Annotated in this window: 23 protein-coding genes and 3 pseudogenes; 8 read left to right on the forward strand and 18 right to left on the reverse strand. The window is 34.2% G+C overall.

Translation table 11 applies throughout. The features are described from left to right. Nucleotides 1–65 precede the first annotated feature (65 nt). On the reverse strand, nt 66–974 hold the full coding sequence (gene alsR, locus DJ93_RS03280) for an acetoin biosynthesis transcriptional regulator AlsR (protein ID WP_042979177.1): 909 nt from the start codon (nt 972–974) through the stop codon (nt 66–68). A 151-nt stretch (nt 975–1,125) separates the two neighbouring features. On the opposite strand from alsR, the gene DJ93_RS03285 reads away from it, so the two are divergent. Continuing rightward, nucleotides 1,126–1,491: a CidA/LrgA family holin-like protein gene (locus DJ93_RS03285; RefSeq protein ID WP_042979178.1), complete on the forward strand. Its 366-nt coding sequence runs from the start codon at nt 1,126–1,128 to the stop codon at nt 1,489–1,491. Then, entirely contained in the window at nt 1,488–2,165 is a 678-nt protein-coding gene (locus DJ93_RS03290) for an LrgB family protein (RefSeq protein ID WP_042979179.1), read from the forward strand. The genes DJ93_RS03285 and DJ93_RS03290 overlap by 4 nt, the downstream gene beginning before the upstream one ends. Before the next feature lie 28 nt (nt 2,166–2,193). Here DJ93_RS03290 and DJ93_RS03295 read toward each other — a convergent pair whose 3' ends face one another. Beyond that, nucleotides 2,194–2,604 (reverse strand): NUDIX hydrolase, encoded by a 411-nt coding sequence (locus DJ93_RS03295; protein WP_042979180.1) that lies wholly within the window; start codon nt 2,602–2,604, stop codon nt 2,194–2,196. Between the two features lie 141 nt (nt 2,605–2,745). Here DJ93_RS03295 and DJ93_RS03300 point away from each other — a divergent pair, with 141 nt between their 5' ends. After that, the gene (locus DJ93_RS03300; protein ID WP_042979181.1) at nt 2,746–2,946 is read left to right on the forward strand and encodes a DUF3903 domain-containing protein; all 201 of its coding nucleotides are present in this window, start codon (nt 2,746–2,748) and stop codon (nt 2,944–2,946) included. A 320-nt stretch (nt 2,947–3,266) separates the two neighbouring features. Here DJ93_RS03300 and DJ93_RS03305 read toward each other — a convergent pair whose 3' ends face one another. The 11 genes and pseudogenes from DJ93_RS03305 to DJ93_RS03355 form a co-directional block, all read right to left on the reverse strand. Beyond that, complete coding sequence (locus DJ93_RS03305; RefSeq protein ID WP_042979182.1) at nt 3,267–4,022, reverse strand: sulfite exporter TauE/SafE family protein; 756 nt, start codon at nt 4,020–4,022, stop codon at nt 3,267–3,269. 113 nt (nt 4,023–4,135) lie between these two features. Next, nucleotides 4,136–4,282, reverse strand: coding sequence for a BC1881 family protein (locus tag DJ93_RS03310; RefSeq protein ID WP_042979183.1), 147 nt, complete (start codon nt 4,280–4,282; stop codon nt 4,136–4,138). Between the two features lie 201 nt (nt 4,283–4,483). Further along, on the reverse strand, nt 4,484–6,211 hold the full coding sequence (locus DJ93_RS03315) for an S-layer homology domain-containing protein (protein ID WP_042984118.1): 1,728 nt from the start codon (nt 6,209–6,211) through the stop codon (nt 4,484–4,486). A 230-nt stretch (nt 6,212–6,441) separates the two neighbouring features. Further along, nucleotides 6,442–7,017, reverse strand: a complete 576-nt coding sequence (locus DJ93_RS03320) for a hypothetical protein (protein WP_042979184.1) — start codon at nt 7,015–7,017, stop codon at nt 6,442–6,444. Nucleotides 7,018–7,038: 21 nt separating this feature from the next. Next, nucleotides 7,039–8,082: a nuclease-related domain-containing protein gene (locus DJ93_RS03325; RefSeq protein ID WP_042979185.1), complete on the reverse strand. Its 1,044-nt coding sequence runs from the start codon at nt 8,080–8,082 to the stop codon at nt 7,039–7,041. A 549-nt stretch (nt 8,083–8,631) separates the two neighbouring features. Next, complete coding sequence (locus tag DJ93_RS03330; protein WP_042984119.1) at nt 8,632–9,003, reverse strand: iron chaperone; 372 nt, start codon at nt 9,001–9,003, stop codon at nt 8,632–8,634. A 749-nt stretch (nt 9,004–9,752) separates the two neighbouring features. Continuing rightward, the gene (locus DJ93_RS03335; protein WP_042979186.1) at nt 9,753–10,946 is read right to left on the reverse strand and encodes a Ger(x)C family spore germination protein; all 1,194 of its coding nucleotides are present in this window, start codon (nt 10,944–10,946) and stop codon (nt 9,753–9,755) included. Between the two features lie 18 nt (nt 10,947–10,964). Beyond that, nucleotides 10,965–12,569 (reverse strand): spore germination protein, encoded by a 1,605-nt coding sequence (locus tag DJ93_RS03340; protein ID WP_042979187.1) that lies wholly within the window; start codon nt 12,567–12,569, stop codon nt 10,965–10,967. 102 nt (nt 12,570–12,671) lie between these two features. Then, a complete protein-coding gene (locus tag DJ93_RS03345; protein WP_042984120.1) occupies nt 12,672–13,784 on the reverse strand; it encodes a GerAB/ArcD/ProY family transporter in 1,113 nt (370 codons plus the stop codon). A gap of 176 nt (nt 13,785–13,960) precedes the next feature. Then, a pseudogene (locus DJ93_RS03350) lies at nt 13,961–14,569 on the reverse strand (IS4 family transposase); the annotation flags it as partial. 113 nt (nt 14,570–14,682) lie between these two features. Next, nucleotides 14,683–15,479, reverse strand: a pseudogene (locus DJ93_RS03355) (aminoglycoside phosphotransferase family protein). A 366-nt stretch (nt 15,480–15,845) separates the two neighbouring features. Here DJ93_RS03355 and DJ93_RS03360 point away from each other — a divergent pair. The 3 genes and pseudogenes from DJ93_RS03360 (at nt 15,846) to plsY (ending at nt 18,739) form a co-directional block, all read left to right on the forward strand. Next, entirely contained in the window at nt 15,846–17,435 is a 1,590-nt protein-coding gene (locus tag DJ93_RS03360; protein ID WP_042979188.1) for a hypothetical protein, read from the forward strand. 381 nt (nt 17,436–17,816) lie between these two features. Then, nucleotides 17,817–17,989, forward strand: a pseudogene (locus DJ93_RS33625) (hotdog family protein); the annotation flags it as partial. Nucleotides 17,990–18,106: 117 nt separating this feature from the next. Further along, nucleotides 18,107–18,739, forward strand: coding sequence for a glycerol-3-phosphate 1-O-acyltransferase PlsY (gene plsY, locus DJ93_RS03365; RefSeq protein WP_042979189.1), 633 nt, complete (start codon nt 18,107–18,109; stop codon nt 18,737–18,739). A gap of 375 nt (nt 18,740–19,114) precedes the next feature. Here plsY and DJ93_RS03370 read toward each other — a convergent pair whose 3' ends face one another. Then, complete coding sequence (locus DJ93_RS03370) at nt 19,115–19,636, reverse strand: hypothetical protein (protein ID WP_052109525.1); 522 nt, start codon at nt 19,634–19,636, stop codon at nt 19,115–19,117. 465 nt (nt 19,637–20,101) lie between these two features. After that, complete coding sequence (locus DJ93_RS03375) at nt 20,102–21,262, reverse strand: excalibur calcium-binding domain-containing protein (RefSeq protein ID WP_042979190.1); 1,161 nt, start codon at nt 21,260–21,262, stop codon at nt 20,102–20,104. A gap of 178 nt (nt 21,263–21,440) precedes the next feature. Between DJ93_RS03375 and DJ93_RS34355 the strand changes: the two genes are divergently transcribed. Together DJ93_RS34355 and DJ93_RS32785 are read left to right on the forward strand one after the other, a co-directional pair. Beyond that, entirely contained in the window at nt 21,441–22,148 is a 708-nt protein-coding gene (locus DJ93_RS34355; RefSeq protein WP_080743333.1) for an exosporium leader peptide-containing protein, read from the forward strand. Nucleotides 22,149–22,251: 103 nt separating this feature from the next. Further along, complete coding sequence (locus tag DJ93_RS32785; protein ID WP_241484256.1) at nt 22,252–22,944, forward strand: exosporium leader peptide-containing protein; 693 nt, start codon at nt 22,252–22,254, stop codon at nt 22,942–22,944. A gap of 450 nt (nt 22,945–23,394) precedes the next feature. On the opposite strand, the gene DJ93_RS03390 is transcribed toward DJ93_RS32785, so the two are convergent. The 3 genes from DJ93_RS03390 to DJ93_RS34760 form a co-directional block, all read right to left on the reverse strand. After that, nucleotides 23,395–23,934 (reverse strand): GNAT family N-acetyltransferase, encoded by a 540-nt coding sequence (locus tag DJ93_RS03390; RefSeq protein WP_042979191.1) that lies wholly within the window; start codon nt 23,932–23,934, stop codon nt 23,395–23,397. 24 nt (nt 23,935–23,958) lie between these two features. Continuing rightward, complete coding sequence (tsaA, locus tag DJ93_RS03395) at nt 23,959–24,420, reverse strand: tRNA (N6-threonylcarbamoyladenosine(37)-N6)-methyltransferase TrmO (RefSeq protein ID WP_042979192.1); 462 nt, start codon at nt 24,418–24,420, stop codon at nt 23,959–23,961. A 192-nt stretch (nt 24,421–24,612) separates the two neighbouring features. Continuing rightward, on the reverse strand, nt 24,613–24,810 hold the full coding sequence (locus DJ93_RS34760) for a YkgJ family cysteine cluster protein (protein ID WP_374937199.1): 198 nt from the start codon (nt 24,808–24,810) through the stop codon (nt 24,613–24,615). Nucleotides 24,811–24,831 lie beyond the last annotated feature (21 nt).

Raw genomic sequence — 24,831 nt, forward strand, 5'->3', positions numbered from 1 at the left:
TTTTTTCTTTAACAAAATGAATTTTTATGTATCTAAATAAAAAAGTACATTATAGAATTCGTTCACTATTCGTTCTTCTCTTTTTCCACTTCTATTCGTTTTTTCTCTCTCGCAATTTTTAAAAACTCTAAAAGCTCTGGATTACTATTTGATTTTCTATAAGCAACCGACATTTCTGCTACAAAATTAGAGTCATAAAGTTCCTTATATACAACTTCTGTTTTATACAGTTTATTTGCAGATACTGGTATGACTGTAATACCAATTCCTGCTGCTACGAGTCCCATTACTGTTTGATACTCAGTCGCTTCTTGCACAATTTGCGGGCTGAACCCAGCATCCCGACATAACGATAAAATTGTATCATATAATGCAGGCCATACTGGTCTCGTAATAAATACGAATGGCTCATCTTGCAAATCTTCAATATGTATTTCTTTTTTTTCTGCAAGAGGGTGTGCCTTCGGTAAACATAACGTACAGGAGAGCCTTTGAATTGGTTCCAATTGTAGTAACTGCGTTGAGATTGGTGGTCGTAAAAAGCCAATATCAATTCGATTATCGTGAAGTGCATGAACTTGATCTGGTGTAGATAATTCATGTAATACAACGGATACTCTCGGGAATTTCTTTCGATATTCTCGAACGATAGACGGCAAAATATCATATATAGCCGCTCCTACAAATCCAATTGAAAGTGATCCAACTTCTCCTCTTTGAGCGCTTTGTGCAACTTCTACCGCTTTTTCAATTTGTTCAAACGCCTTTTTTACTTCTTTTAGAAACATTCCCCCTGCTTCTGTCAATTCCACCTTTCTCTTTGTTCTTGAAAATAACATAACTCCCATTTCTTTTTCTAATTGCTGAATTTGTTGACTAAGTGGTGGTTGTGTCATTTGTAAACGAGCAGCTGCCCGTCCAAAATGCAGCTCTTCTGCCACAACAACAAAATATTGCAAATGCCGTAATTCCATTTCGGACACCCTTTTCATTTTCAATTAATATGTATAATAAATTAATAACATACAATTTATATATTAGACAAATATTTTGAATGAAAGTATAGTAGAAATTGTTAATTCTTTTTACAGTTTTTATGTAAAAAAAGAAAGAGGTGTTTACTGTATGAAATGGTGGAAGTTAAGCGGACAAATTTTATTGTTATTTTGTTTCGCTTGGACAGGTGAATGGATTGCAAAACAGGCACACCTCCCAGTTCCAGGAAGTATAATTGGTATTTTTCTATTATTAATTTCATTAAAATTTAACCTAGTGAAAAAAGAATGGATACAAGACGGCTCAGACTTTTTATTAAAAGAACTTATTTTATTTTTTATCCCTTCTGCTGTCGCTGTCATTCGTTACAAAGATACACTATCACAATATGGAATCGATCTCATTTTAATTATTATGATTAGTACCCTTTGTGTCACACTCGTAACAGGGCTTTTAACAGAATTGCTATTAAAGCGGAAAGGATCAGCACAATGATCGGCTTTCTTTGTTTACTATTAACACTATTCACATATTGGATATCTAAAAAATTGTATATACGCTGGAATTGGAGTATACTTTCTCCGCTTCTTGTTTGTCCGATTATTTTAATTGCTTTATTACTCGGATTAGATACCCCTTATGAAACCTACGAATCCGGTGGTCATTGGTTAACAGAATTATTAAAACCAGCAACAGTTGCTTTCGCATGGCCAATCTATAAATACTTTGATTTATTAAAAAAACATGGAACTGCCATTTTAATTAATGTCATTGTCGGTTCTTTTCTATCCGTCATTACTTCCGCGTTACTAGCGCAAGCTTTTCAAATCGACTCATCATTAGAACAAAGTTTAGCGCCACATATCGTAACAACACCAATCGCAATGGCTATATCAGAAATGATAGGTGGTATGTCACAACTAACAGCGGTCTTCGTTGTCTTAACAGCATTAACAGGCGCACTCCTTGGTCCCTCTCTCATTCGCATATGCCGTATTAAAACAGCAATTGCGAAAGGAATTATGTTAGGAACTAGCGCTAACGGTACAGGTACATCAAAAGCATTTGAAATTGGCCCTGTTGAAGGTACAATCGCAAGTTTATCAATGCTTTTAACAGCTGGAGCAAGTTTAGTTATCGTTCCGTTGTTCCTATCTTGGTTACACTAAAAAAAGCAAATGTTTATGCACTTGCTTTTTATTTTTTCTCTACATTTATGTATTTACATAACAGCTCATACTCTTCAGGAAATGCTAATAGAAGCGCTTTAATCTCATCCATTCTTTTCCAGTCTATTTCATGAATAAATTCATCAGAATCTTGTATATTCATATTACCACCTATTTGCTTCACAAAATAATAATGTACATGAACTGGTACTCCATACGTTATACCTTTCTTTTCATATATTTTGTCTACAACTTCCACATGATAACCCGTTTCTTCCCATACTTCTCTAACACAGTACTCCTCAAGCGTTTCCCCTTCTTCTTTCCCTCCACTTGGTACAGACCACCGCTTCTCCTCATCTTCTTTTCCCTGCAGTACCATTAAGATTTCATTCTTTTTATTTATGCATATAGCCGCGGTACCAATCCATCTTTTCATCATATCTCCTCCCTATACTAAGATTCTTCTTTTTCTGATTTTCTCCTTGAAAATAGAGGGAAAAAGGAAAACGATGACGAATGATTACATCAACTTCATGGACAGTCCCTTCTTAGAAATTCAAAGTGGAAGGATGAAAATATGATTTCTAAATATGTTGTGGAATGTGTCTTTTGTGAAGAAAATCGAAAACCTCGGCAAGCAACTGTCACAGTGTCTGCCACTTCTCAGCTACTGGCAATTCAAAAAGTACGAGCTGAATGTAAACGTCGCTTCGGGAAAACCTTATTATTACAAACAGAAATTAAAGAGGATTTAATTTTACAACAAAAAGAAAGCTGACCATACATTGGTCAGCTTTCTTATCCGATCATATTTTCACATGAAGATTAGGGGCATCCTCTTTAAGGATCGGGATTTTCCCATTATGTACGTTCCATAATGGTCATCGAACACTATATTTCTATACAATTAAATATTGAATAGAATAGGGCAAAACTTGTTCGCATTTTTAGAAAAGGGATAGGGATATAATTCAAGTAATACTTCGAATACTCGAACGTTACATTCATTATATTATAGTAAATCCTTTTATATTAGAAATATGAATTACTTACATAATTCATTCGTAAAATATATTAATAGTTTTCTATATATTCTCCTTACTCTATTAACAGCATACACCCGGCTAAAATCGGCGTCATAATCATTGAAAACTTTAAAACCACACGGGGTGCATGATTTGTATACTTTGCACCTATGTATGCTCCTAGCATTGTTCCCATTAAAACTTGTACTAATAACATATAATTCAAATATCCTTCCGAGCAATAGCCCAGCCCACCACCAATTGCAATTGGTAAAATAACGAGCATTGTAGTTCCTACAGACTGTCCAATAGTTAAACCTAACAACACCATTAATCCTAGTTGAATAAAAGGAGCTGAACCAATCCCAAATGCACCAGCTAATCCTCCCGTGACTAATCCAAGAAATATGCACTTACATAATACAGTTTTAGAAAAATCTTTTCGTATGTTTGTAGATAACCATTGCTTATTTTGATGCACCATTAAGCGAATAAACATAAAGATTGCTGATAAAAATAGCATACCCGCTGTAAACCAATGCAAAAGATGTGCTGGAATTAACGAGCCGAATTTAGAACCAATATATGAGCCAAGTGCACCAAACCCACCAACTATCCCACCAATTTTCAATACAACATTTCCTTCTCGAAAATGACTTACTACTCCAGATAACGTTGTAAATGCCATAGCAGTTAATGATGTCGCCAAAGCAATATGAATTGGAATATGAAATATGAGAGTAAGTATTGCAATGATAAATCCTGCTCCACCCGCTCCAACAAAACCTAATAAAATACCCATTAATAACATTGTTATAATAATAGCCATATATATTTCCCCTCCAATACCCCATTATCTACTATGTCTCTATTTCCACACAAATAAAAAGCATCCGAGCAGGATGCTTTTTACTATTTTCTATATTCGTCATATGTACCCATCTAATCTTGATTAATTAAAATAACAGCTGGTCCAGAGACGACTATCCCTGCTACTTCGATTTTTTCAAATTCCTTCACTGTAATAGATATAACACCGTCTCTTTCCATCAATTCCTTACTCAGGACCTCAGTCGGTATTTTTCTCACCGTCTTACCTCCTTTTCATTCTCGTTCTTTTCACAAACATCCAAGCGTTACACCAAGATGTGAAGTTATAAAAAATCCCCCAATGCATCTAAATATATTCATCACCTCCGTTTTCATTCCTTATTCCAGACAAAACATCCATCTCCTTGCTGTTACATATTGAAAAATAAAAAAACATTCGCTAACGCGAATGTTTTTTTATTAATTGCTCTCTATTACTTTTAACATTCTATTTATAAATGCTGCTGATTCTCCACGCGTTGCCGAACTTTTTGGTAAAAATTCGTTCTTTTCATTACCTTTTACAATCCCTAATCCATAAACACGCTGAACAGCTTGTTTATCATAAGCTAGGTCTTGATCAGAGAATGGTAATTCTACTAAATTCCCTTTAATATTTTTATACTGCAACGCACGATCAATCATAATAACAGCTTCATCACGTTTAATTGTATCATTCGGAGCAAAAATACCATTTCCTCTCCCATTTATAATCCCAGCACTCGCTGCACGATTAATACCATCTACTAACGATGGATGCGCTGTACCTAAATCTGAGAAATTTGATTTTCCATCTGGTAATTGTAATGATCTTGAAATTAAGTTTGCAAATTCACCACGTGTTACAAGACGATCTGGCCAATACGATCCGTTACCATCTCCAACCATAATTCCTCTTTTACTTAATTCACGAATATCAGCTTCATACCAACCGCCTGTAATATCATCTTTATGATGGGCGTCATAGTAGCCCTTTGTTCCTTGTAAGAATGCATCCCATGCATTATTCTTAATCATAATTGCTGGGCAGTTTTTCCCACTCCAAAATTGATGCTTCCTCACATTTTCTAAAGGGATATTTAATTCTCCCATTAAATAAGCTGCTAGTTTACGAGCATTTTCTACAGCTTTATTATAATCACCATCTTGATTTACTGCAATTTCAATCGCAATCGATTCTCTATTACCAGTTCCGTTCGTTCCATCTCCAGCATGCCAGCCATTTTCGTCTAACGGAAGGTGCTGATAAATCTCTTTATCATCTACTGTGAAATGCCAAGACGCTGAACGATCTGTCGTTCCTGTTGCTTGATTATATAAGTATTGCGCATGATTTTTTGCATTTGCACCTACACTATAATTATCCGTTTCATGGATTGTAATATATTTCGGATTCATTGCATAACCTGGGCGAATACTATCATTCCCTTTCGGTACAATCATTTCTTTTAATGGTACACCATAAATATCTGTTGTGTTTTCTACTGAAGGTGCTGCATACATAACCGCTTCACGTTTTTTACGAGTTGGCGCTTCACTTTGAATAAGAGATGCCTTTGTACCTTTAAATTTTGCAGAGGGTGAATGAATCCATTTCGTTTCCTCACCTACTTGAACTTGAAACCACTCCCCAGCTTGTCCAATTACCTTAATTGTTTGGGGTTGTAATACATTCTCTTCTTTATATGAATTGAATGGTGAAGAATAGGTAGCTGTCTCTTCACTGATTACTAGATTTTGATTTGATAAATCATAAATTTCTTTGACCTCTATATTCCCTTCACTATTTTGTATCCATCCAGCTCCAGATGAAGTTTGAATATAGTAAGCATTTCCTTTTCGTTTTTCTGCTTTTACTACTTGATTTGACAGCTCAACACCCGTTACTCTCTGTAAATCTGCAGAATCATATAAAGGCGCTGAATTTATTATATGTACAAGAAAATCTCCTTGCGTTTCACTTTGTACACCTTTATCTTCCCCACGACCATCTTCATCTTTCATATGATTTTCGATACTCTGCAAAGCTTGCTCTTCAGTTGAAATTGTTACTGTTTTTTCCGTCGTTTCCGCAAAAGAAGAAGTCGGAATCGTTACCATTTGTAATAAGATTGATGCTGCTAAAACATTATAAAAACCTTTTTTCATCATACTTGTTTAACACGTTATGTACAATTACCTCGTGTTAACTTGCCCCCTTGCTCTAAATAATTTGAGATTATCTAGTAAATTTCTAAACTACATAACCCTTTACAATATAACAAACTCTATGTCATTCGTATAGATAGGAATGACTACTATTTACCTACTTTTGCTATATTGGAATATAAAAAAGAAGCTATGATTTATATATAGCTTCTTTACTTCATTCCACTTTTTCAATCCTTTTGTAACTTATAGTCTACCACTCTATCTTCATTATCAAATTGAAAAGCGAGCCACTCACTATCTATAGGAATGAAACCTCTCTCATTCCCAAGATAGTACAAAGTGTGAGTTACCTTCTCAAAATTCCTCGTCTCAGTAGGATATCCTAATAATTGTATAATTTCCTCTTTAGACTTACCTACTAGCTTGTGTTTCTTTAAAAGGTCATCTACCATATATACTCGATCGGTTTCATATCCTAACCATTTATCTGGATGAAACTTCGAAGTATACTCGTTTATTCCTAGTTGCACGGTGCAAAACAGTAAAGTGAGTAACCCTACAATCGTTATACGAACAAATTTTTTCTTGTATTGAGCTTTAATAGATTCTATAGAAAAAAATAAAATCATTCTTTGAATAACGAGTAAAAGAATAAACGGTACTAATACTGCTAAAACACTTATTATACTATAAGACAAATGACTAATATCAATAATGAAAATGAAAGAAAGATATACTAAAAAATACAAACAAATATAACTATATAATATTCCCCATAATAACATATTTTTGTATTTCACCAGTCAAGACCCCTTATCCTATTACTAAACTGTCATTAAACTCATACGCTCGATTATTTCTCTTATTTCTTCTAGTTCTTGTGCTGTATATAACACGTTCCCTTTCAATCTTTCATTTTTAAAATAAGTGACAAGCTCTTCTCTATTCTTTAACCTTGGGAATTTTTCATTAGAAAGATCAATCACTTCTTTTCCACTCTCACTCATCTCATTGCCGAAATATAAAATTGGCTTCACTTCTTCTTTTATAATAGCTGGATTGATTTCTTTCAAATAATTATTTACAACCTTTGATAGCTTTTTCACTTTATACGCTGGATTTCCTTCATTTTCTATTTTTAAAGTTAATGAAGTACCCTCTGTAATAAAATCAAATGTCTCTTCCTTTTCAACTTCTTGTTGATACTTCCCTATTTCATCAATCATAAATGAATAAATCCCTGCATTCTCCTTCGTTAATCCGTGAATTAATTGACCTTTCCATTCTTTTGTCTCAAGCACATAAATACCTGTCGTACATAATACAAGATGATGAATTCGGTTATCATTGACTTTATTCCCGCCCCTATACTTCTCATTTCGTATAAATACATTCGGGATGATATGAAGTTCATTTGCAAATACAAGCCCTTGCTGGATAAACCCTCGTTTCATATAATGTAATATTTCATGTGTATTTATTTCTTCAGCGTTTTTAGAATACGCTCTTAAATCTGTCATTAAACTTTGCAACATATGTATTTCATTACTATGTTTCTCTTGCATATCACTACGTTCCTTACTATGCTGCACAGCCAATTGATTCTTCATCATTCGCATATTTTCAACTTCTCTAGCTGCACTCACTTTTAAATCATTGTACTTTTTCTTCTCCATACTCTTTAACGTATCCTGTTGTTCTTTATGCTCTGTAATCGTAGCTGCAATCTCACTTTGATGCGTTTCAATCGCTTTTGTCTTTTCAAATTCTAACTGCTGATTCTCTGATTCTAACTGTTTGTTCTTATAAAACAGCACAAACACTCCAGCTAATAAAGCTAAGATCACACATATTAGTACATATTCCATCTTTCTACTCCTTTATTTAACCGTCTATTATTTTTTGTATTCGAATGTATTTATTTCATTATACTATGCTACGGATTAACTCTCTGTAAAAATTACATATTTTTTCATCTATACAGATAAGCACTAGATTCACTGTTTACTTGATTTTTGCTGCATCAAAGGCCTTTTGAGCTGGACCACAATCTTTTAAATCATGCTGTTGTATCCAATTAAATTGTTTAAACACAAATTCCCAACATTCTTTCTAAAACACAAAAAATTTTTTAAAATTACTATTTCATTTATAAAAAATTTCACAACCGATTTTTTCAGAATGATCCTTCACTATAGAATTTCTCTTATACGAATAAATCAAATAAAAAATTAATTAAATAAGTCTATACAGATGTAAAAATGCATACATCCGTATAGACTTATAAATGTTGGTTTGTAATAAACTTTGATCAAAAGCATGCTACAAACGCTGATTTTATATTAGAAGTAAATTTCACTTTTGTAAAAATTTGATTAAAATTAATTGAACCGAACCCCTTTAATAATCCGATTGTTTTATTTCCGCCAAAAAGTTGAACAGTCTGTCTTATCCAAAATATTAAACTCGATCATTTTCTCAAGTAATGAGAAATCAACCGGACTATCCCACTTGATACGTACAAACTGCTTGTTGTAATCGTAGCCAGCCTGCACAATTTCATCAGAAAAATGATTAATCCCTACCTTTTCAGGGGCAACAGCCAAATAATGTTTGGCTACGCTAAAGCCAATAATAAATGTGCCATGATCGGTAAATACAGGCTGATTCCACGCAATTTTTGGCATTAAATTTGGGAATTTCTTAGTTACCCAAACCAAAACTTCTTCCGTTCGGTCCCGATGTTGCGTGTTACCAATACGCGCTAAATATTCTGCAAAAACTTCCATGTCTTTCTCTCCTAAAATAAAAAATTTTTTTTGAACGATGTAACTTTTCATTCCAATACGCCATGACATCAATTGCACCATTCGCAACCTCATCCGTATTTTTGACATGATACTTAGACACCTCAAAAATCACCTTCTATTTAATTAATAAAGCATTCTTATTTCTTTTAAAAAACATGCTTTCCAATCCATTTACCACCAGTATAACCAATACCTACAAGACTAGTTCCAGTTGTTACATAACCTGCTGCTACTAAAAATGGACCAACTCCACCATCAGTTTGTTAAGCTTCTTCGAAAGAAAGTTCTTCTACAGAAACATTCTCCATTTTTAATGCTAAAATTTCTTTAGTCATAAAAATCACCTCCTATTTTCTACAAAAAATAAAATGTTATAGAGTCTTTAAAATTGATTAACTCTATATATAAATATTGTCATGTATAAAAGAAAAAATAGTCTATTATTTCAAAAAAATTACCATTACAATTTAATTGTAATATATATATATTTAACTAAATTTACTATTAATAAGGAAAACACTAAATATACTATATGATAAAATAGCATAATACATATAGCAAGGGAATACTTGTATACTGATCTGTATGTACTGCATTCCCTCATTGTATATACGCTATATACGAATTTTAAATAAATTCACGATGTTTTAAAAAAAGACGCGTAGTTTTGACTCCTTTCAAGGTGTGCGAAGCGTGGCGAAGACTTTGATTTGTAAGGATATAAGTTGTTATTTTTTGAATTCTTTTAAAAAAGAATTTTTATAGTTTCCCGTATGTTTAAGTTGAACGTGTGCCTTTATACTTACTGGCAAGTTCACAAATTTTTGATCCCAGGAACTCTTGATTTTATTCCAATATTGAGGATTTTCACGATGGATGACTTCCCCAAATCCAAATATATCGACTTCATATTTCTTTTGTGCGGCTTTTAATGCTTCTTTTATAACTTGTGCTACTCTTTTTTCACCTACTCTTTCTAATTGATGAATAGTTTTTGGGTTCGTTAAATCAAGATTTTTACATTGTACTTCTATAATATTACCTTTTAGATATAACTCAATTTCAATCATATGCTTTTTATTTTTTACTATTTCCTTTACTTTCGTGTTACTTTTTATAACCTCAACGACAACATCTTCTTCTGCCGAGCATGGTATCGGAGCAATCGTATTTTCTACGCGATTCATAATATAATTATAACCTTTACTTTGATTTTTGTTTAACCACCCAATTAACTTATCTTTTTTAAAAACCCCGCTTTCGGAATATTGTATACTAGTACTCGGTTTAATTTGTTGTATATTTTTTGTTTTTTCACCCGATGTCACGTCACCTTTTATCGTTATTCCAGTGACTACAGGGTGAATTCCATCACTCATTAAATTTGATACCAATTGATCTATCGTGACAGTAACAGTGGGAGCCCAAAATTTTTGAGATACATTTAAAGACGCAAACATTTTATTCGCAGGTATTTTATCAAGAGACGTTAAAACTTTTAATACATTTTCCGCTTTTACGCTCTTACTTATCGCAATATAAAAATCTGAACGGATTTCGTGACTCCTTAAAAAGAGATCCAATATTTTATGAATCCCTTCTTTAGCCACTTTTTCATCAATGATAAGCATCCGAATATGAGCCCAATATATCTTTCTGGGAGCAATCGTTGTGATTTTTCGTATTGCCTCAGCTATAGTACTTGCTTTTTCTTGAAACAATACCACTGGCGTTCTTCCGCTTCCACCTTTCAGATTAGCTACTTCTCCAGGATTAACAACTTGACAAGAAACTAAATATTGATTTCCCACTTTATCAATCCCTACAGCCAAATTAATAGCAATTTCATTTAATTCTTTTCCACTCCAACAACCAGTAAGCAGAACTGTAAAAATGAACACTATCATAATCTGTCTTTTCATCTAAGATGCCCTTTCTTTTCAATTGTTCCATTTTTTATTTAATCGGTCTCGGCTTATGTTACTCTGATGTTTCATATTTTTATGATTCAGTAATTTAGGGCGATTTTTCATTTTCCATATAGGAAATCGAAAAATCGTATCCTTCTGATCAGTAACGTTGAATGGTGCTAAAGGTGCCATGTATGGTATATCAAAAGAATGTAAACTACATAAATGAAGAATTAAAGTAAAAATACCCAAGATTATCCCAAATAATCCAAACCCAGCAGCAAGTACAATAAAGCCGAAACGTGATATTCGTATAGCAATTCCTAAGTTATAAGAAGGAATGGCAAAATTAGAAATAGCAGTAATTGCAACAACAATAACCATAGCAGCAGAAACGATTCCAGCTTCAACAGCAGCTTGACCTATGACTAATGCCCCTACAATGGATACAGCTTGTCCTACCGCTCTTGGCATTCTTACACCAGCTTCTCTTAAAATTTCAAATGTTATTTCCATTATCAAAGCTTCAATGAATGCAGGAAAAGGAACCCCTTCCCTTTGAGCAGCTACACTTATTAAAAGTGCGGTAGGAATCATTTCTTGATGAAAAGTAGTGAGCGCGATATATATGGAGGGTGCAAGGAGGGCTAAAAAAAACGCTAACAAGCGTACCATACGGATAATACCAAAATCAGAACGTTGATAATAATCTTCTGCTGATTGTATAAATTGAATTAATATAGCTGGTACCAATAAGACAAATGGAGTTCCATCTACAAGAATAGCAATACGTCCTTCTAACAAACCTGCCGCAATCACATCGGGCCGCTCTGTATTATATATGGTCGGAAAAGGTGTATAAGTTTTATCTTGGATCAGTTCCTCGATATAACCACTTTCTAATATGCCATCAATATCAATTAACTCCAAACGTTGTTTTACATCTTCTACAGTTTTATCATTCACAATCCCTTTCATATACATAATACTTATATTAGTTTGTGTTTCACGGCCAAGGGTTATCGTTTCCAACCAAAGGTTCGGACTTTTTATTTTTCTTCTAATAAGGGCTGTATTTGTACGTAAATTTTCTGAAAATCCATCTTTCGGTCCTCGGATTACAGTTTGGGAAGTAGGTTCTTGCACTCCACGATTTTCCCATCCAGCTGTACTTGCTTTAAGACCTTGAACATATCCATCAATTAAAAGTATAGTATTTCCAGATAAAAGAGATGTATTTAGATCCTCAAAATGTTCTATCTTTTTTATGTTACCTATTGTAAGAATCGATTGTTCTAATAGTTCTAAGATGTCATTTCCTGAAGAAGTCGCATCTTCCATCTTTTGATTATTTATGTCTAACATTAAAGACTCCATTATAGAGCTATGTATGGAGTCTTTATCAGACAGTCCATCTATATATAAAATTCCGATCCTAACTTTTTCTCTATTTCCAATGCTAATTTCTCTAACTATAAGATCGGTACTATATCCGAAAGTCTCTTTTACCTTTATTAAATTCTCTTGTAGATTTATTTTTAAGTTCTCTTTTTTTTGTACATTTTCAAAATCGCTATATTCTTGGACAATAGAATGTTTTAACTTCAACTTGAACATTTTCTTCATAAAATTCATGTGTATTCTCTCTCCATTATTTTTTATCCTTGGACTATCTGACTTTAAGTTTTATACTCTTATATTTGGCACATTTTCATGATTTTATTTAAAAATAAATGATTACTGCCCATGTTCATTTTGATTCGTTTGTTTTTTACACTTAATTCTTAGTAGAAGTAAAATTAGGCATGGAATAATAATCTGGAATATTGTATGAATATATGGAATCATTACCTTCAATCCAACCCACCTCTGAAAAACAACATTTGGAAAGTGAAAGTATGTAAAACCCCAAAACGAAATACAAATTATTACAATAATCCACTTATTATGAGCTATCTTAAATAACGATTGTAGTAATATCAGCCCTGCATAAAAATGGAGAACCATTTTGAAAAATCCTCCAATAAATAATATTACTATCCCTAAAGGATCTAGTCTGGTAATAAAATTTCCTATATTTATTTTTTGAATCACATGAAATAACGGAATATCTGCTATAGTTGCTACCGAAACACCTAACACAGCAATAATAATAATATTTGAAATGATTATGAATACACCTGATATTCCAAAAGCAAGAAAAGATGTTTTACGAATGATTTGTTTAGAATTCATATGATGCCAATACATAAGGAATACAACCATCTCACCAAATGGAAAATTAACTATTGAAAACAAGGCTGTTCCCATAATCGTTTTCGCCTTATTTTCTAAAACCGGTAATAAATTTTTAAAATCAAAAATTCCTGAAACGATAACTAAAATATATATCGCTATGAGAAAAAATAAAAAAACAGGCATTAAAATTTCAGCCGTGCGAGACAAAACTTCAATATTTAGAAAAACAACAATATAAATAATTAACATTACCATAAGTGCAAGTACAACTTGTATAGGGGTTCCTGGAAGTACTGTAATAACAGTCGACATACCAAAATCAAATAAATTTAAAGACGCTATGTATATAAAATATAAGGCATACATTAGAATAACGGGTTTTGAAATCCATCTTCCTAGTACCGCAGTTAGAATACCGCCCCAGTGTTGTTCAAAGTAATATTTTTGAATATCAGTATAGATCCATAACAAACCACAACCTACAAAAAAAGCAATCAAAATGGCTAACCATGCATCTTGCTTTGCAGTATCAATACCTAAAGCAAATAGGGTAGTGCTTCCAATCTCAAATAAAATAATTAATACAAATAACTGATTTTTGTTAATCTGCACCATCTTTTTCCGCCTATTTTAAAGTTTCTGTTCACTTTTATTTATTGTTAGCACAATCAAATAGTTATAAACCTCTATACTTTAAAGAACTACCCAATCACAATCAAGCTTACATTATTTAAAAGCACTTTATTTTCTTAATATAACTTTAATAGGAGTATAAAGAATTTGAATTAATGAAAATAACCTAAATCTCGGATACATAAATCATTCGCTGTCACAGTTGGGGCACACAGAGAGCCGTAAGTACGATCATGTTGTTTACCTGGGCCTGTATGAATATGTAGGAACTGTCCACTTAACAAATCATACTCAAGTTGAATTTTTATTCCAGCTGTATGGCTGCATCCTCCTGCACCTGGATAAACCGATGAAAATACATCTGGGAGTTGAAATGCAGTTGAATCTAAAATACGAATACGCTTGAAAACAGAAGTGTATGGCGAAGAAATCGGCATAGATGCGTCCATTTTTTTGTTTAGTAGTTCGGCTAGTAGGCGTTGTAAAAGTTGGACAGCCGCCTCATTAAACCGTTGATTCAGTCCTTCAGGACTGATGAGCACTTCTGTTGATGCTTCTAAACAGCTAGATAACTGGGTTAAAGAAGTCATAGCTACACTTTGACTCATCCATACACATAAAGCTACTAAATCTTTTTCCTGATACTTACTGGTTCGTTGTACAAAACCAACATCTCTAGCAAGATCCTGTAAGGTATTTGGAGATAAAAAACTTTGAATCTCTTGAGCAAACAGTTGTAATTCGTCAGACACAGAAACAGACATAAAAAACGCCATCCTTTCCTATGATTCTACAGAAAGAATAGCGTATTTTATCATTTTAGGGTGGCATTTCTTTTTAATCACTTACAATCCATTAATTCACCAAGACTTTTCTCTTAAATCCATTCTTTTCCGTGTTCGCGAATGAATTGAAGTTCCTCTTGATAATGATCATAATGTCCTTCTTCGATCATTTTTTGAAACGCCATATCGCCTTCTTTGGCTTTCCTTTGTATGGTTTTACATAATCCTTCTACTCGTAGCAATACCATTTCTAAAAACCCTTTTTCTATTCCCTCCATGCCATAGGAATCAAAAAACAATTTAACCCTTTGTTTGATTCGCTCGGCATCCTTTAACGAATCATAATAAATGGCTTGGCCTGCTTCCGTATGATAAAGCCTACTTAAAGGAACGCAAGTGTAAAGCGTATAGGCGATATCCCAAAGTCTTGGACCAGGAGCGGCCAAATCAAAATCAATCACACCTACTGGTTTTCCGCGATTAAAAATAATGTTATAGATGGCAAAATCATTATGGCACATCACCTCAAATGGCTGTGGAGTGTTATCAATTGGCTGCCAACGTTCTTCCATTGGAAAATCACTCACCGCATCATGATAGAGACGAAGCATTTTTGCGATATCTTTTAAAGCCTCATCCGACCACATGTATTTTTTAACGGATAATTTCCAGTTTCTCCTTTAATAAAGGAGAAACTCTCTCTTCCTTTTTCATCGATACCTAGAAACTTTGGCACACCTTTTAAGCCTTTGTTTTCAAGGTGTTTTAGCAATGTATGAATTTTAATACTATCAGGCTTTAATTCTCGTCGAACCGTATCCCCAAAACGATATACACTGGAGACATTCCCTCCTGTTAGTGCTTCTTCTTTTTCGTACTGATTTCTCATTAAAATTCCCCCAATTTAGGGACTCTATGATTGTGTGAATAGAGATGTATTTTTGCCCATAAATAAAAGCAGATATGCAAAGGTATCTGCTCAGCAATGGGAATTTAATTGTCCACACCATGTATCCCTTGAATGATTTAAGATAGACAAATAAACGCATCCTTAAGAACCAAGGACCGCCACTGTCTCTATCCAATTTCATAAAAAAACCCCAACTTAAAGTTTATCTATAAATCATTTACAATTATTTTCATTATTTTTATAATTAAAATAATTAGCGAAATAAGATGAAGAAGGTGGGACCTCTTTGAAAGTATCCTTGCTAATTAAATAATTCTATTTTTCTTAAAATTAGGAGGCGAAAAAATGCGTAAATTGAGAAAAAAATTTCTAGTAATCTCAGTTGCATTAGCTGCAGTATTAGGAAATTCTATCAATTTATCAAATTCTGTAGGTACAGCTGAAGCAGCTACAAGTTCAAAGAATAATGTAACATTCTATGTGCAAGATCCAAGTATTGGAACGAAATTTACTGATTCATATTCACGTAACAATTTTGGAAGTAGTCCTGGTGACTCAAATTTAAATGATACAATCTCAAGTTTGACTGTGGGAAAGAATACAAAAGTAACATTATATGATGGTGAAAATTTTAGTGGTGTGTCTTATATCGTTACAAATGCTTCGAATGCAGATAAATTTTTCGACCTAACGCAAAGTTTCAATGATAAAACTTCGTCTTATAAAATTGAGGATATCGGTTCGAATAGTGTTACTTTTTATGAAAATGGAAAGAACACTGGAGCTGAGTATACTGAATCTGTCTCCAGATCCAGTGTGAATAATAGTCCTGGGGGCTGGAAGTTTAATAATAATATATCAGGTGTGACATTGGCAGCTAGAACAGAATTGAGAATTTATGATGGAGAAAACTATACTGGCTCCACGTATTATCTCTCAAATAATACAGACCAAGATGTTTTCTATAACCTCAGTACAATAGCGAATGGAGTTTATAATGATAAAACTTCTTCTTACATTGTGTACCATTTAGATGGATACAATGCTTATCCAGTTTATTTCAATGCGGTGTTTTATGACGAGTTAAATGGAAATGGACAAAGCTTTAGAGATACTGTAAGAGGAACATACCTATCAAGACAGTTTATGTCCAGCAGTCCTGGCGGGGACGAATTTAATGATCGGGCTTCAAGCGTGAAACTAACTCCAGGTACAAAACTAACCGTTTTTGAGGATGCAAACTATGGTGGAGCTTCCTCTGTCTATACAAACACTACAAATGTCGATCAACTAATAAATTTAACTTCTTTTGATAACAAAATGTCATCGTATATTATTGAATTAGGTACTACGACTCCAACATCTCACAGTGTAACGTTTTATGAAAATCCATCCGGATCAGGTCAATCATATATAGACACAATGTCAAGAAATTGGGTGGGAGATAGTCCAGGAGGTTCATACTTTGATGATAAAATTTCTAGTGTAGCATTGGAGCCACATACAAGATTAGTGGTTTACGAATATTCAAATAAATCTGGATACAGACATACTGTTATAAATGATAGTGATTATGTAAAAACGTACGACCTAACTACTTTTGATAATAGAATATCATCGTACGAGATTGATCAGCTTCCAGCGCATAGTGTAACGTTTTTACAACATAGTTACGAAAACGATGGAAATTCAGGATCTAATTATACAGAAACAACCTCTCGCCCTTCATTTGATAATAGTCCAATTGGTAGTTCATTTAACGATATGGCTTCATCGGTAATCGTAGGTGCATATACGAAAGTTGTACTTTATCAGCACGCTAACTATGGTGGAGAAACAAAAGAATTAATTAATGATACGAACGGTGAAAAGGTATTTAACTTGCCTGATTTTAATGACAAAGCATCATCATTTACAATTAGCAAAACACGCTGAGGTTGATGGGAAAGTGATTTTAAACTACTACGGAAAATGAACCTTGGGAATAGTTTGCTCGTTTACTTAGTAAGCGCTGTTATATTATTTGCTATTTGGTTTTTCACAAGGTAAGACCTTAAGTCGTGGCAATTTTGGAAGTAAACTAGTTTATTTGACACAATTTCTTCAAATTTATATACAGGATTATATGCAAAAAAAAGAAATCCTTAAATAGCTACATCTCTCCAAAAGCCTGGTAGATCAACGATGTATAAAAAAGTGTATATCGTAAGAAAACAGGCAAAAGCCAATCCCTCCTACATCAAGGGATTGGCTTTTTTTTAAACTTCCGATAAGCATATTTATGTAAACTATAAAAACAGTGTCATAACTTAACAAATTGAAGAAATTATTCCCCATCGTTATCCCTTTTTATTAATTGATCGGATCATTGAATTAGAAGAAGGAAAGCGTGAGTTTAGATCCAAAATGTTGTAACTAAAGAAGGATTTTTTACCGGTAATCTTTCTGACTATTCAGTCATTCGCGACGTCCTTATTGTAGATGCCCTTTTAACATGAATAAATAAGTAGAAGTTTATTGAAAAATTTTCTGGAGAAGAACAATGCTAAAACCCTGTATTGATGTAGAAAAAAAGAAATTCAGAATAATGTAAAGGGAGAAGAGTGATGATTGATATTTTAAAGATTTTTGCGGCCTTAGTTTTTGGTTATCTTTTAGGAAGCCTTAATACAGCGGTGATTGTAGGGAAAATATACGGCAAGGATATAAGAAGCCATGGAAGCAAAAGCGCCGGGCTTACCAATACTCTGAGGGTACTTGGGAAATCTGCTGCGGTGTTTGTTCTTGCGGGAGATATATTAAAAGGGGTAATTGTCTGTTATATAGGCTTGTTCCTTAGCGTTTACTTTTATTCGGGAGAGGCTAAAGATTGCGTAAGCCTTTTAGCGGCGAGCGCAGGGGCGGTTATAGGGCATAACTGGCCGGTATATTTTGGGTTTAAAGGAGGCAAGGGAGCACTTACAGCAGTGGCTGTACTGTTTATGATTGACTGGGGTATGGCCCTTTTATGCCTTGGCTTTTTTGTGATAATAGTAGCTTTAACCCGTTATGTCTCTTTAGGTACAATATGTGCTACATTGCTTGTCGCGGTCATTTCATTTATTCCTGTTTTTGAGAATACCTTATATTTTTATATATTTGCATTCCTAATGGCGTTTATGGTTATTTTCAGGCATATGGAAAATATACAAAGGCTGCTTTTAGGAACAGAAAATAAACTTATTTTTCCACAGCGTTGAGCATGTCGTCAAAATTGAAAAAAATTGGGGTTAGTTAACCGTTTAAGGGGGACGGCAACGATTCTTTACCTTTGGAGCCACTCAAGAAAAATGTACTTTATAATCCTATTTTTGGTATATCTCCTACCTTAGTAGCAATAAAAGGTTAATATAAGTCATCACATCATGCGTAAATATTAACGTACACATTGAATAGAAGAAATCAAAAAATACGTTATCCTTTCCTATGATTCTACAGAAAGAATAGCGTATTTTTTATTTTAGGGGGTATTTTGTTTTCTTAGCTTGATAGCGATGTGACGATACCCCTTTAAGAAAAAAGAAAAGACACCATAAGGTGCCGTCCTCCAATTTGATAACCACTTTAATTCAAACTTACATGGCGCAACAACAACATCCTCCATACTGGTCACAGTCGTATTCGATGCCGTCTCCCCCCGGGCCTCTCATCATTTGGTTGCAGTTCGGACAAATAGGGACAAAAGTAGGATTGGCTTGAAGGAACATCGAGTTCTTCAGATTGAAGACGGCTCTTACGGCTTCCCCTCCATGCTCGCTGAGTCCCTGTTGTAAAAACTCCCCCCCCCCATATACATGTCCGCATTCACACTGGATACGGCTACAGCGGAAAGAATTGATATCAATCTCTAGCTCATCCTTGATTCTGGCCATCTCTTCACTCGATACCGGCTCGAGTTTGGAAGCTTTGATACGCTCCGGTGTCCAGTACCACGCTTTAACCGTTTTGGCCTGCTCGTGGGTCAAGTAGAATGATGCGGACCTACCACTTTTGATTGTCTCCTTTACAATCTCTACAACATTGCAATCATTTGCAGAAATTATGGCCTTTCCCATGCCTGCAAGAGTATCGATTTGCTTCAAAAATGATTCATACATAGTAATATCATTGCTCCTTTTTTTAATGTCAGGTTTATCTTTGGTACAAGTTTATTTTTTACATTATTAATCAGTGGAATTTTTTGGTTCAGTTTGGAAATTCAATCTGCAACACTATAGTTACCATAAAAAGGAAAATGTATACGATTATATATTTGACATTTGTACTGGTTTTTTATTTATGAGTCGGCCACACCAGATGGCAAATCGTTTAACGAGGTTGAGCAAAGTCACTTTTCTCTTAAACACAGATACGTTTGTATAAGTCCAAATAGGTGGGTCTTTTAATGCATAAAGAAAAGACACCCTAAGGTGCCTTCCTCCGACTTGAACCACTTTAATTTTAATAACATCTTTTCTTACAGTACAAGTATATAACAAGTTAACCCATCCCATAAATATTTTACCATATTTATCTATATTGATTATTGAGAAAATGAATAAGAGCACCCTTTCGAGTGACTTTTACTTATCGCAAGCTATTCCATCGCCATCTTTGTCTAATTTACTACTATATCCAGGTTCTCCTTGTTTAATCGGAGCTTTACCAGCTTTTCTAACTTGTGTACAATTTTCGTACACTACATTATTTTCATTCGATTGAGTATTGTTTTTCTCTGTTTGTTTGGGTTGTTCCTCAGGCTTACTTACTGGAGCGGTCGCTTGCTTAGGTTCTTCCGTATAATTTCCTACATCGTCAATTACCACTTGATTATTAGATGAATCTACAATTTTAACTACGATATCATCTTTGCTAGCGATATTCGCTTCTTTTCCATAAGATATGAATGCCATGCTTCTATACTTTTTATATGGTCCGGCAGAGGTTTTAAAAGTGGACACGGATAACTCCTTATCTACTTTATCATGTTTTGCGTATGCATCTAGATCGAAAGCGAAAGTAATTAGTTTTCCATCTTCACTAATAGTTATCTTAGGATTAACACCATCGATTTTCTTATAGGTTTCCGTTAATCGTTTTTGAGTATCTTCTTTAAATTTATTAATTTTTTCTTGTTTCTTATCAACGGGTTGTTCTACTGGTTTTGGTTCAACTTTCTTTTCTTCCTTTACAGGGGCTGTATTTGTAGTAACAGCAGGTTTTACTTCTTGTTTCTTTTCTTCTTTCTTCCCTGCAATCGTATTAAAGATAGAAACAACGATTACCAGATAAATTAAAGAAGCAATTACCATTTTGGCCTTGCTACCAGACCGGAATCCAAGTATCTTTTGATACCATTTACGTTCAGTCTTATGTATCTCAATATCTGTATAGCTTTTAATCAAGCTTTCTATTTCTTTTCCAGATCCATTCGGATTAAAAGTAAAAGTATCTTTCATCCCTTTGAACTCGAAGTTGGATTTAATGGCATAATGATCAATGAATACGTTTGTATAGTCACTGAAATGATGTGTAGAGATACTTACTACATCTTTTGCATCTCGATCATAGGTGAAAATTTGTACGTGTTCTTTGGTTACTGCAGCATACCCTGTTTTTATGCCCCCAAGGCCTAAAGTAGTAATGATAGGGGTAAAACCATATTCTTTTTGATATTTAGCTGCAATAGCTTGTTTAGCTAGTTCTAATTCGCTTGGTTGTTTTTCCTTTTTATTTTTTCCCATAAATTTAATCTCCTTTAATAATGCAAGATTTCCACCCAAGCATAACAAATCCAGTTACAACTTTTTTGTCATATTTTATCGAAAGAAAATAAAAAAGAGAGCCGAAGCCCTTACTAATGTCATAAAAGCTTCTGAAACGCATTTATTAGATATGATAAGTATTTTGCGGAGGTGACATATGTCAGAGGAGAATGAGTTTGATTCGCATGAGATTCTGAACGGAGCGGCATTAGATCCAAGTTTAATTGGTCCCACACTGCCACCTACCCCACCATTCACGTTACCAAGTGGTCCAACTGGAGCGACAGGGATTGGAGTGACAGGAGTAACAGGTCCTACCGGACCAACGGGGCTAACTGGGACGACGGGACCTACTGGAATTGGGAGTACAGGACCGACAGGGATTGGAGCAACTGGCCCAACTGGACCCACAGGATTGAATATAATCGAGTCTGCATTTAGAGCGTTTAAACAAGGAGCGGAAGAAGAACAACAATATACAGCTGGGGACGTTCTAGTTCTTATTTTTAGTAACGAACAATTTGATTTTGGAAATGAATTTGACAATGTTTCAACATTTACACCAAACCAAGACGGAGTATATTCAATAACAACAGGTATAAGGTTTATCCCTAATGATCTAATTGATATTTATGGATTTTCATTAAATATAAATCTTAACAATGCTGAAACTATAGTTTCAACTACTCAAGTAAATATTTTTGGCACTGCACTCGCGAATGTTTCCGCTATATATGGATTAAAAGCAGGAGACAGTGTGCGAGTTAGATTTAGAGCTACTACAGATGGAGTTATTTTTGGTAATCCATTTACTCCAACCTTCTTTGCAGCAGCAAGATTGCCGTTTGTAAGTCCTATTCCTTAGATTTTACCTATTTTTGAAAAAAGAGAGCCTTTTGGGCTCTCTTGTCATAATCGCTTTCGAAATGCATTTATTAGATATGATAAGTATTTTGGAGGTGACGTTTGTGTCAGAGGAAAATGAATTTGACTCACATGAGACTCTACATAGCGCTGCGTTAGACCCAAGTTCAATTGGCCCCACATTACCGCCTGTTCCACCATTCCAATTACCAACTGGTCCGACTGGAGCGACAGGTTCTACAGGAGCTACCGGACCCACGGGCCCAACTGGCAGTGGAAATACAGGGATAACAGGTCCGACAGGATCTACTGGTCCAACCGGACCCACGGGAGGAACTGGAATCACAGGACCAACGGGAGCCACCGGTCCGACGGGTCCGTTAATTAATTTGAATTTTCGCGCAGAAAACAACGCTACCCAAAATTATACTACCGCTAATGTAGTACAGCCAGTAAGTTTTGCAAATGTGATATTTAATAATGGAGGTGGTTATTCTTCAGTTACTAACAGTTTTACTGCTCCTATAAGTGGTATTTATCTATTCACAACCGGCATTCTTTTTGCCCCTAGTGTACTTCCAGTTGATATATATATAGATATAACGAGAAATAGTAATCTAATAGCTTCCAATACAGAAACTTCTAATGATCTGACTCTAAGTTTACCTATTATAAATTTAACAACTATTATTAATTTAGTAGCAGGTGATGTAGTGGTTGTGAGGTTCGCCTCAACCCATACTGGAATTGTCTTAGCAGATCCAAGTACATTTTTTAGCGGGACACTATTACCCTAATAGAATAGAATAAAAGAATAGAATTGAATAATTAATTCCAATAAAAAAAGGAGAGCCATAAAGGCTCTCTTGTCATTTTCGGTAAAATTATGTAAAATTTCACCTCTGATCAATGGAAAAGATTTCTTTTATTATGGGGTCCCGCCAACCAAATAACATAAAACCCACGCTAAGACATTTTATGGAAGATAAAAATCCGATTTTCCTACGTTAAGGGAAAAATCATTCCTTTTTGAAGAGAGGACTGTGTAGCAATGGAACTAGGGATTCGGCCGAGATACGTGTAAAAAGGGGTAGCATCACATCGCTATCAAGCTAATAAAACAAAATCCCCCTAAAATGAAAAAAGACGTTATCCTTTCCTATAATTCTACAGAAAGGATAACGTCTTTTTGCTTTAAGGATAGTGCAAGGCCTTAGTTCCTTTTATATAATCAGCGTTATCAGTAGTTATTTTAATTTTTTACTTAAAACAACACTTCTGTAGTTTGTAATTTCCCAATTGATATATTCAATGAAACGATATCCCTTATCACCATAATATTTAATAAGATGACTGGCTCCCTCAGCTGTATCTAATGTGAGTTCCTCTATCCCTTCTTTTATTGCTAATTCTTCAACTAATTCAATCAACTTTCTTCCGATTCCCATTGATTGATAAGAAGGATGGATGCCAAACTGACCTATTGTTGCTACATTACCTTTATTATACCAATTACATCCTTTGTTACTTTCTGGTGAGTAATAAGAAATTGAACCAATAATTTTATTATCTCGAATGGCAACAAGGCATAGTGCTTTGTTAATTCGTTCAAGAGTAATACTAGAATCCTGATGACTTGCCAGATAATTAAAACCTAAATCAGCCAGTCTTTTATATGACTTATTTAATACTCGGGTTAACTGTTCAATATCATCTTTCTTACTATCAAAAACACGAATATATATCCCTTTATAACTAGCTAAAATATTTTTTTGAAATGTACTCATATATATCCCCTTTTATCTATCACATCACTTCCAATAATCTTTCATTAAAACCGTAGACCAATTTGCTTGTTTAATTTCATTCTTGGGAAGAAATTCCGTCATTACAGGTTTAATATCAATAATAGGTGTTCCATCTATTGCATCTAATCCTTTTACCACTAATTTATTACCAGTATGCTCTAGTAATTCGACCGTAGTTACACCCAATTTATTCGGTCTATTTTTTCCTCTTTGCGAAAAAATCCCAACTTTAGGGAAATTGAGATTATTTCTCGGGTGTCTTGCTCCATACTGTACTTTATCATCAGGTACTTTATCAAAGCGAAAAATGATTTCTAGGTGTGAAAAATCCTCTATTCCTTGTAATGCAGATTCATTTAATTCATCAGTTAGTTCAATTGCTGAAACAACAGAACCCCAATTATCATCTTTCATCTCTTCACGAGAATTATGAACATATGCAACCGGTTTAATTGTAATTTCCATATAAATCCCTCCAGACACTCCTTTTTATTAATTTTATAAGACATTTAACGATAATTAAATTTTGTTTTTCTTATTAACTTTAATAATTTTTTACTAATAGGGCTGGCACGCGATCACCATCAAGCTAAGAAAAGTAAATACCCCAAATAGAAAGCCGATTAGACCCGTTTTAAAAAAGTTTTGACTCTTCGCCTAAGTAAAGTCGTTCCATGTAAAATCAACACTTAAGATACCGACAGGATATGAGCTGGCTATATAGTTTCTTCTGGAAGCTAAAGCTAATTTCGGATTACGAAAACAAAGGAGATTATTATAATAACCAAATGCTCGACAAATTGATGGACGTACTGAATGAATACCGCACCGATCGTTTATTTCGTCATAGAAAATACAGGTCCCAAAATAACGTTG

The sequence above is a fragment of the Bacillus clarus genome (genome assembly GCF_000746925.1).
Lineage (GTDB): Bacteria > Bacillota > Bacilli > Bacillales > Bacillaceae_G > Bacillus_A > Bacillus_A clarus.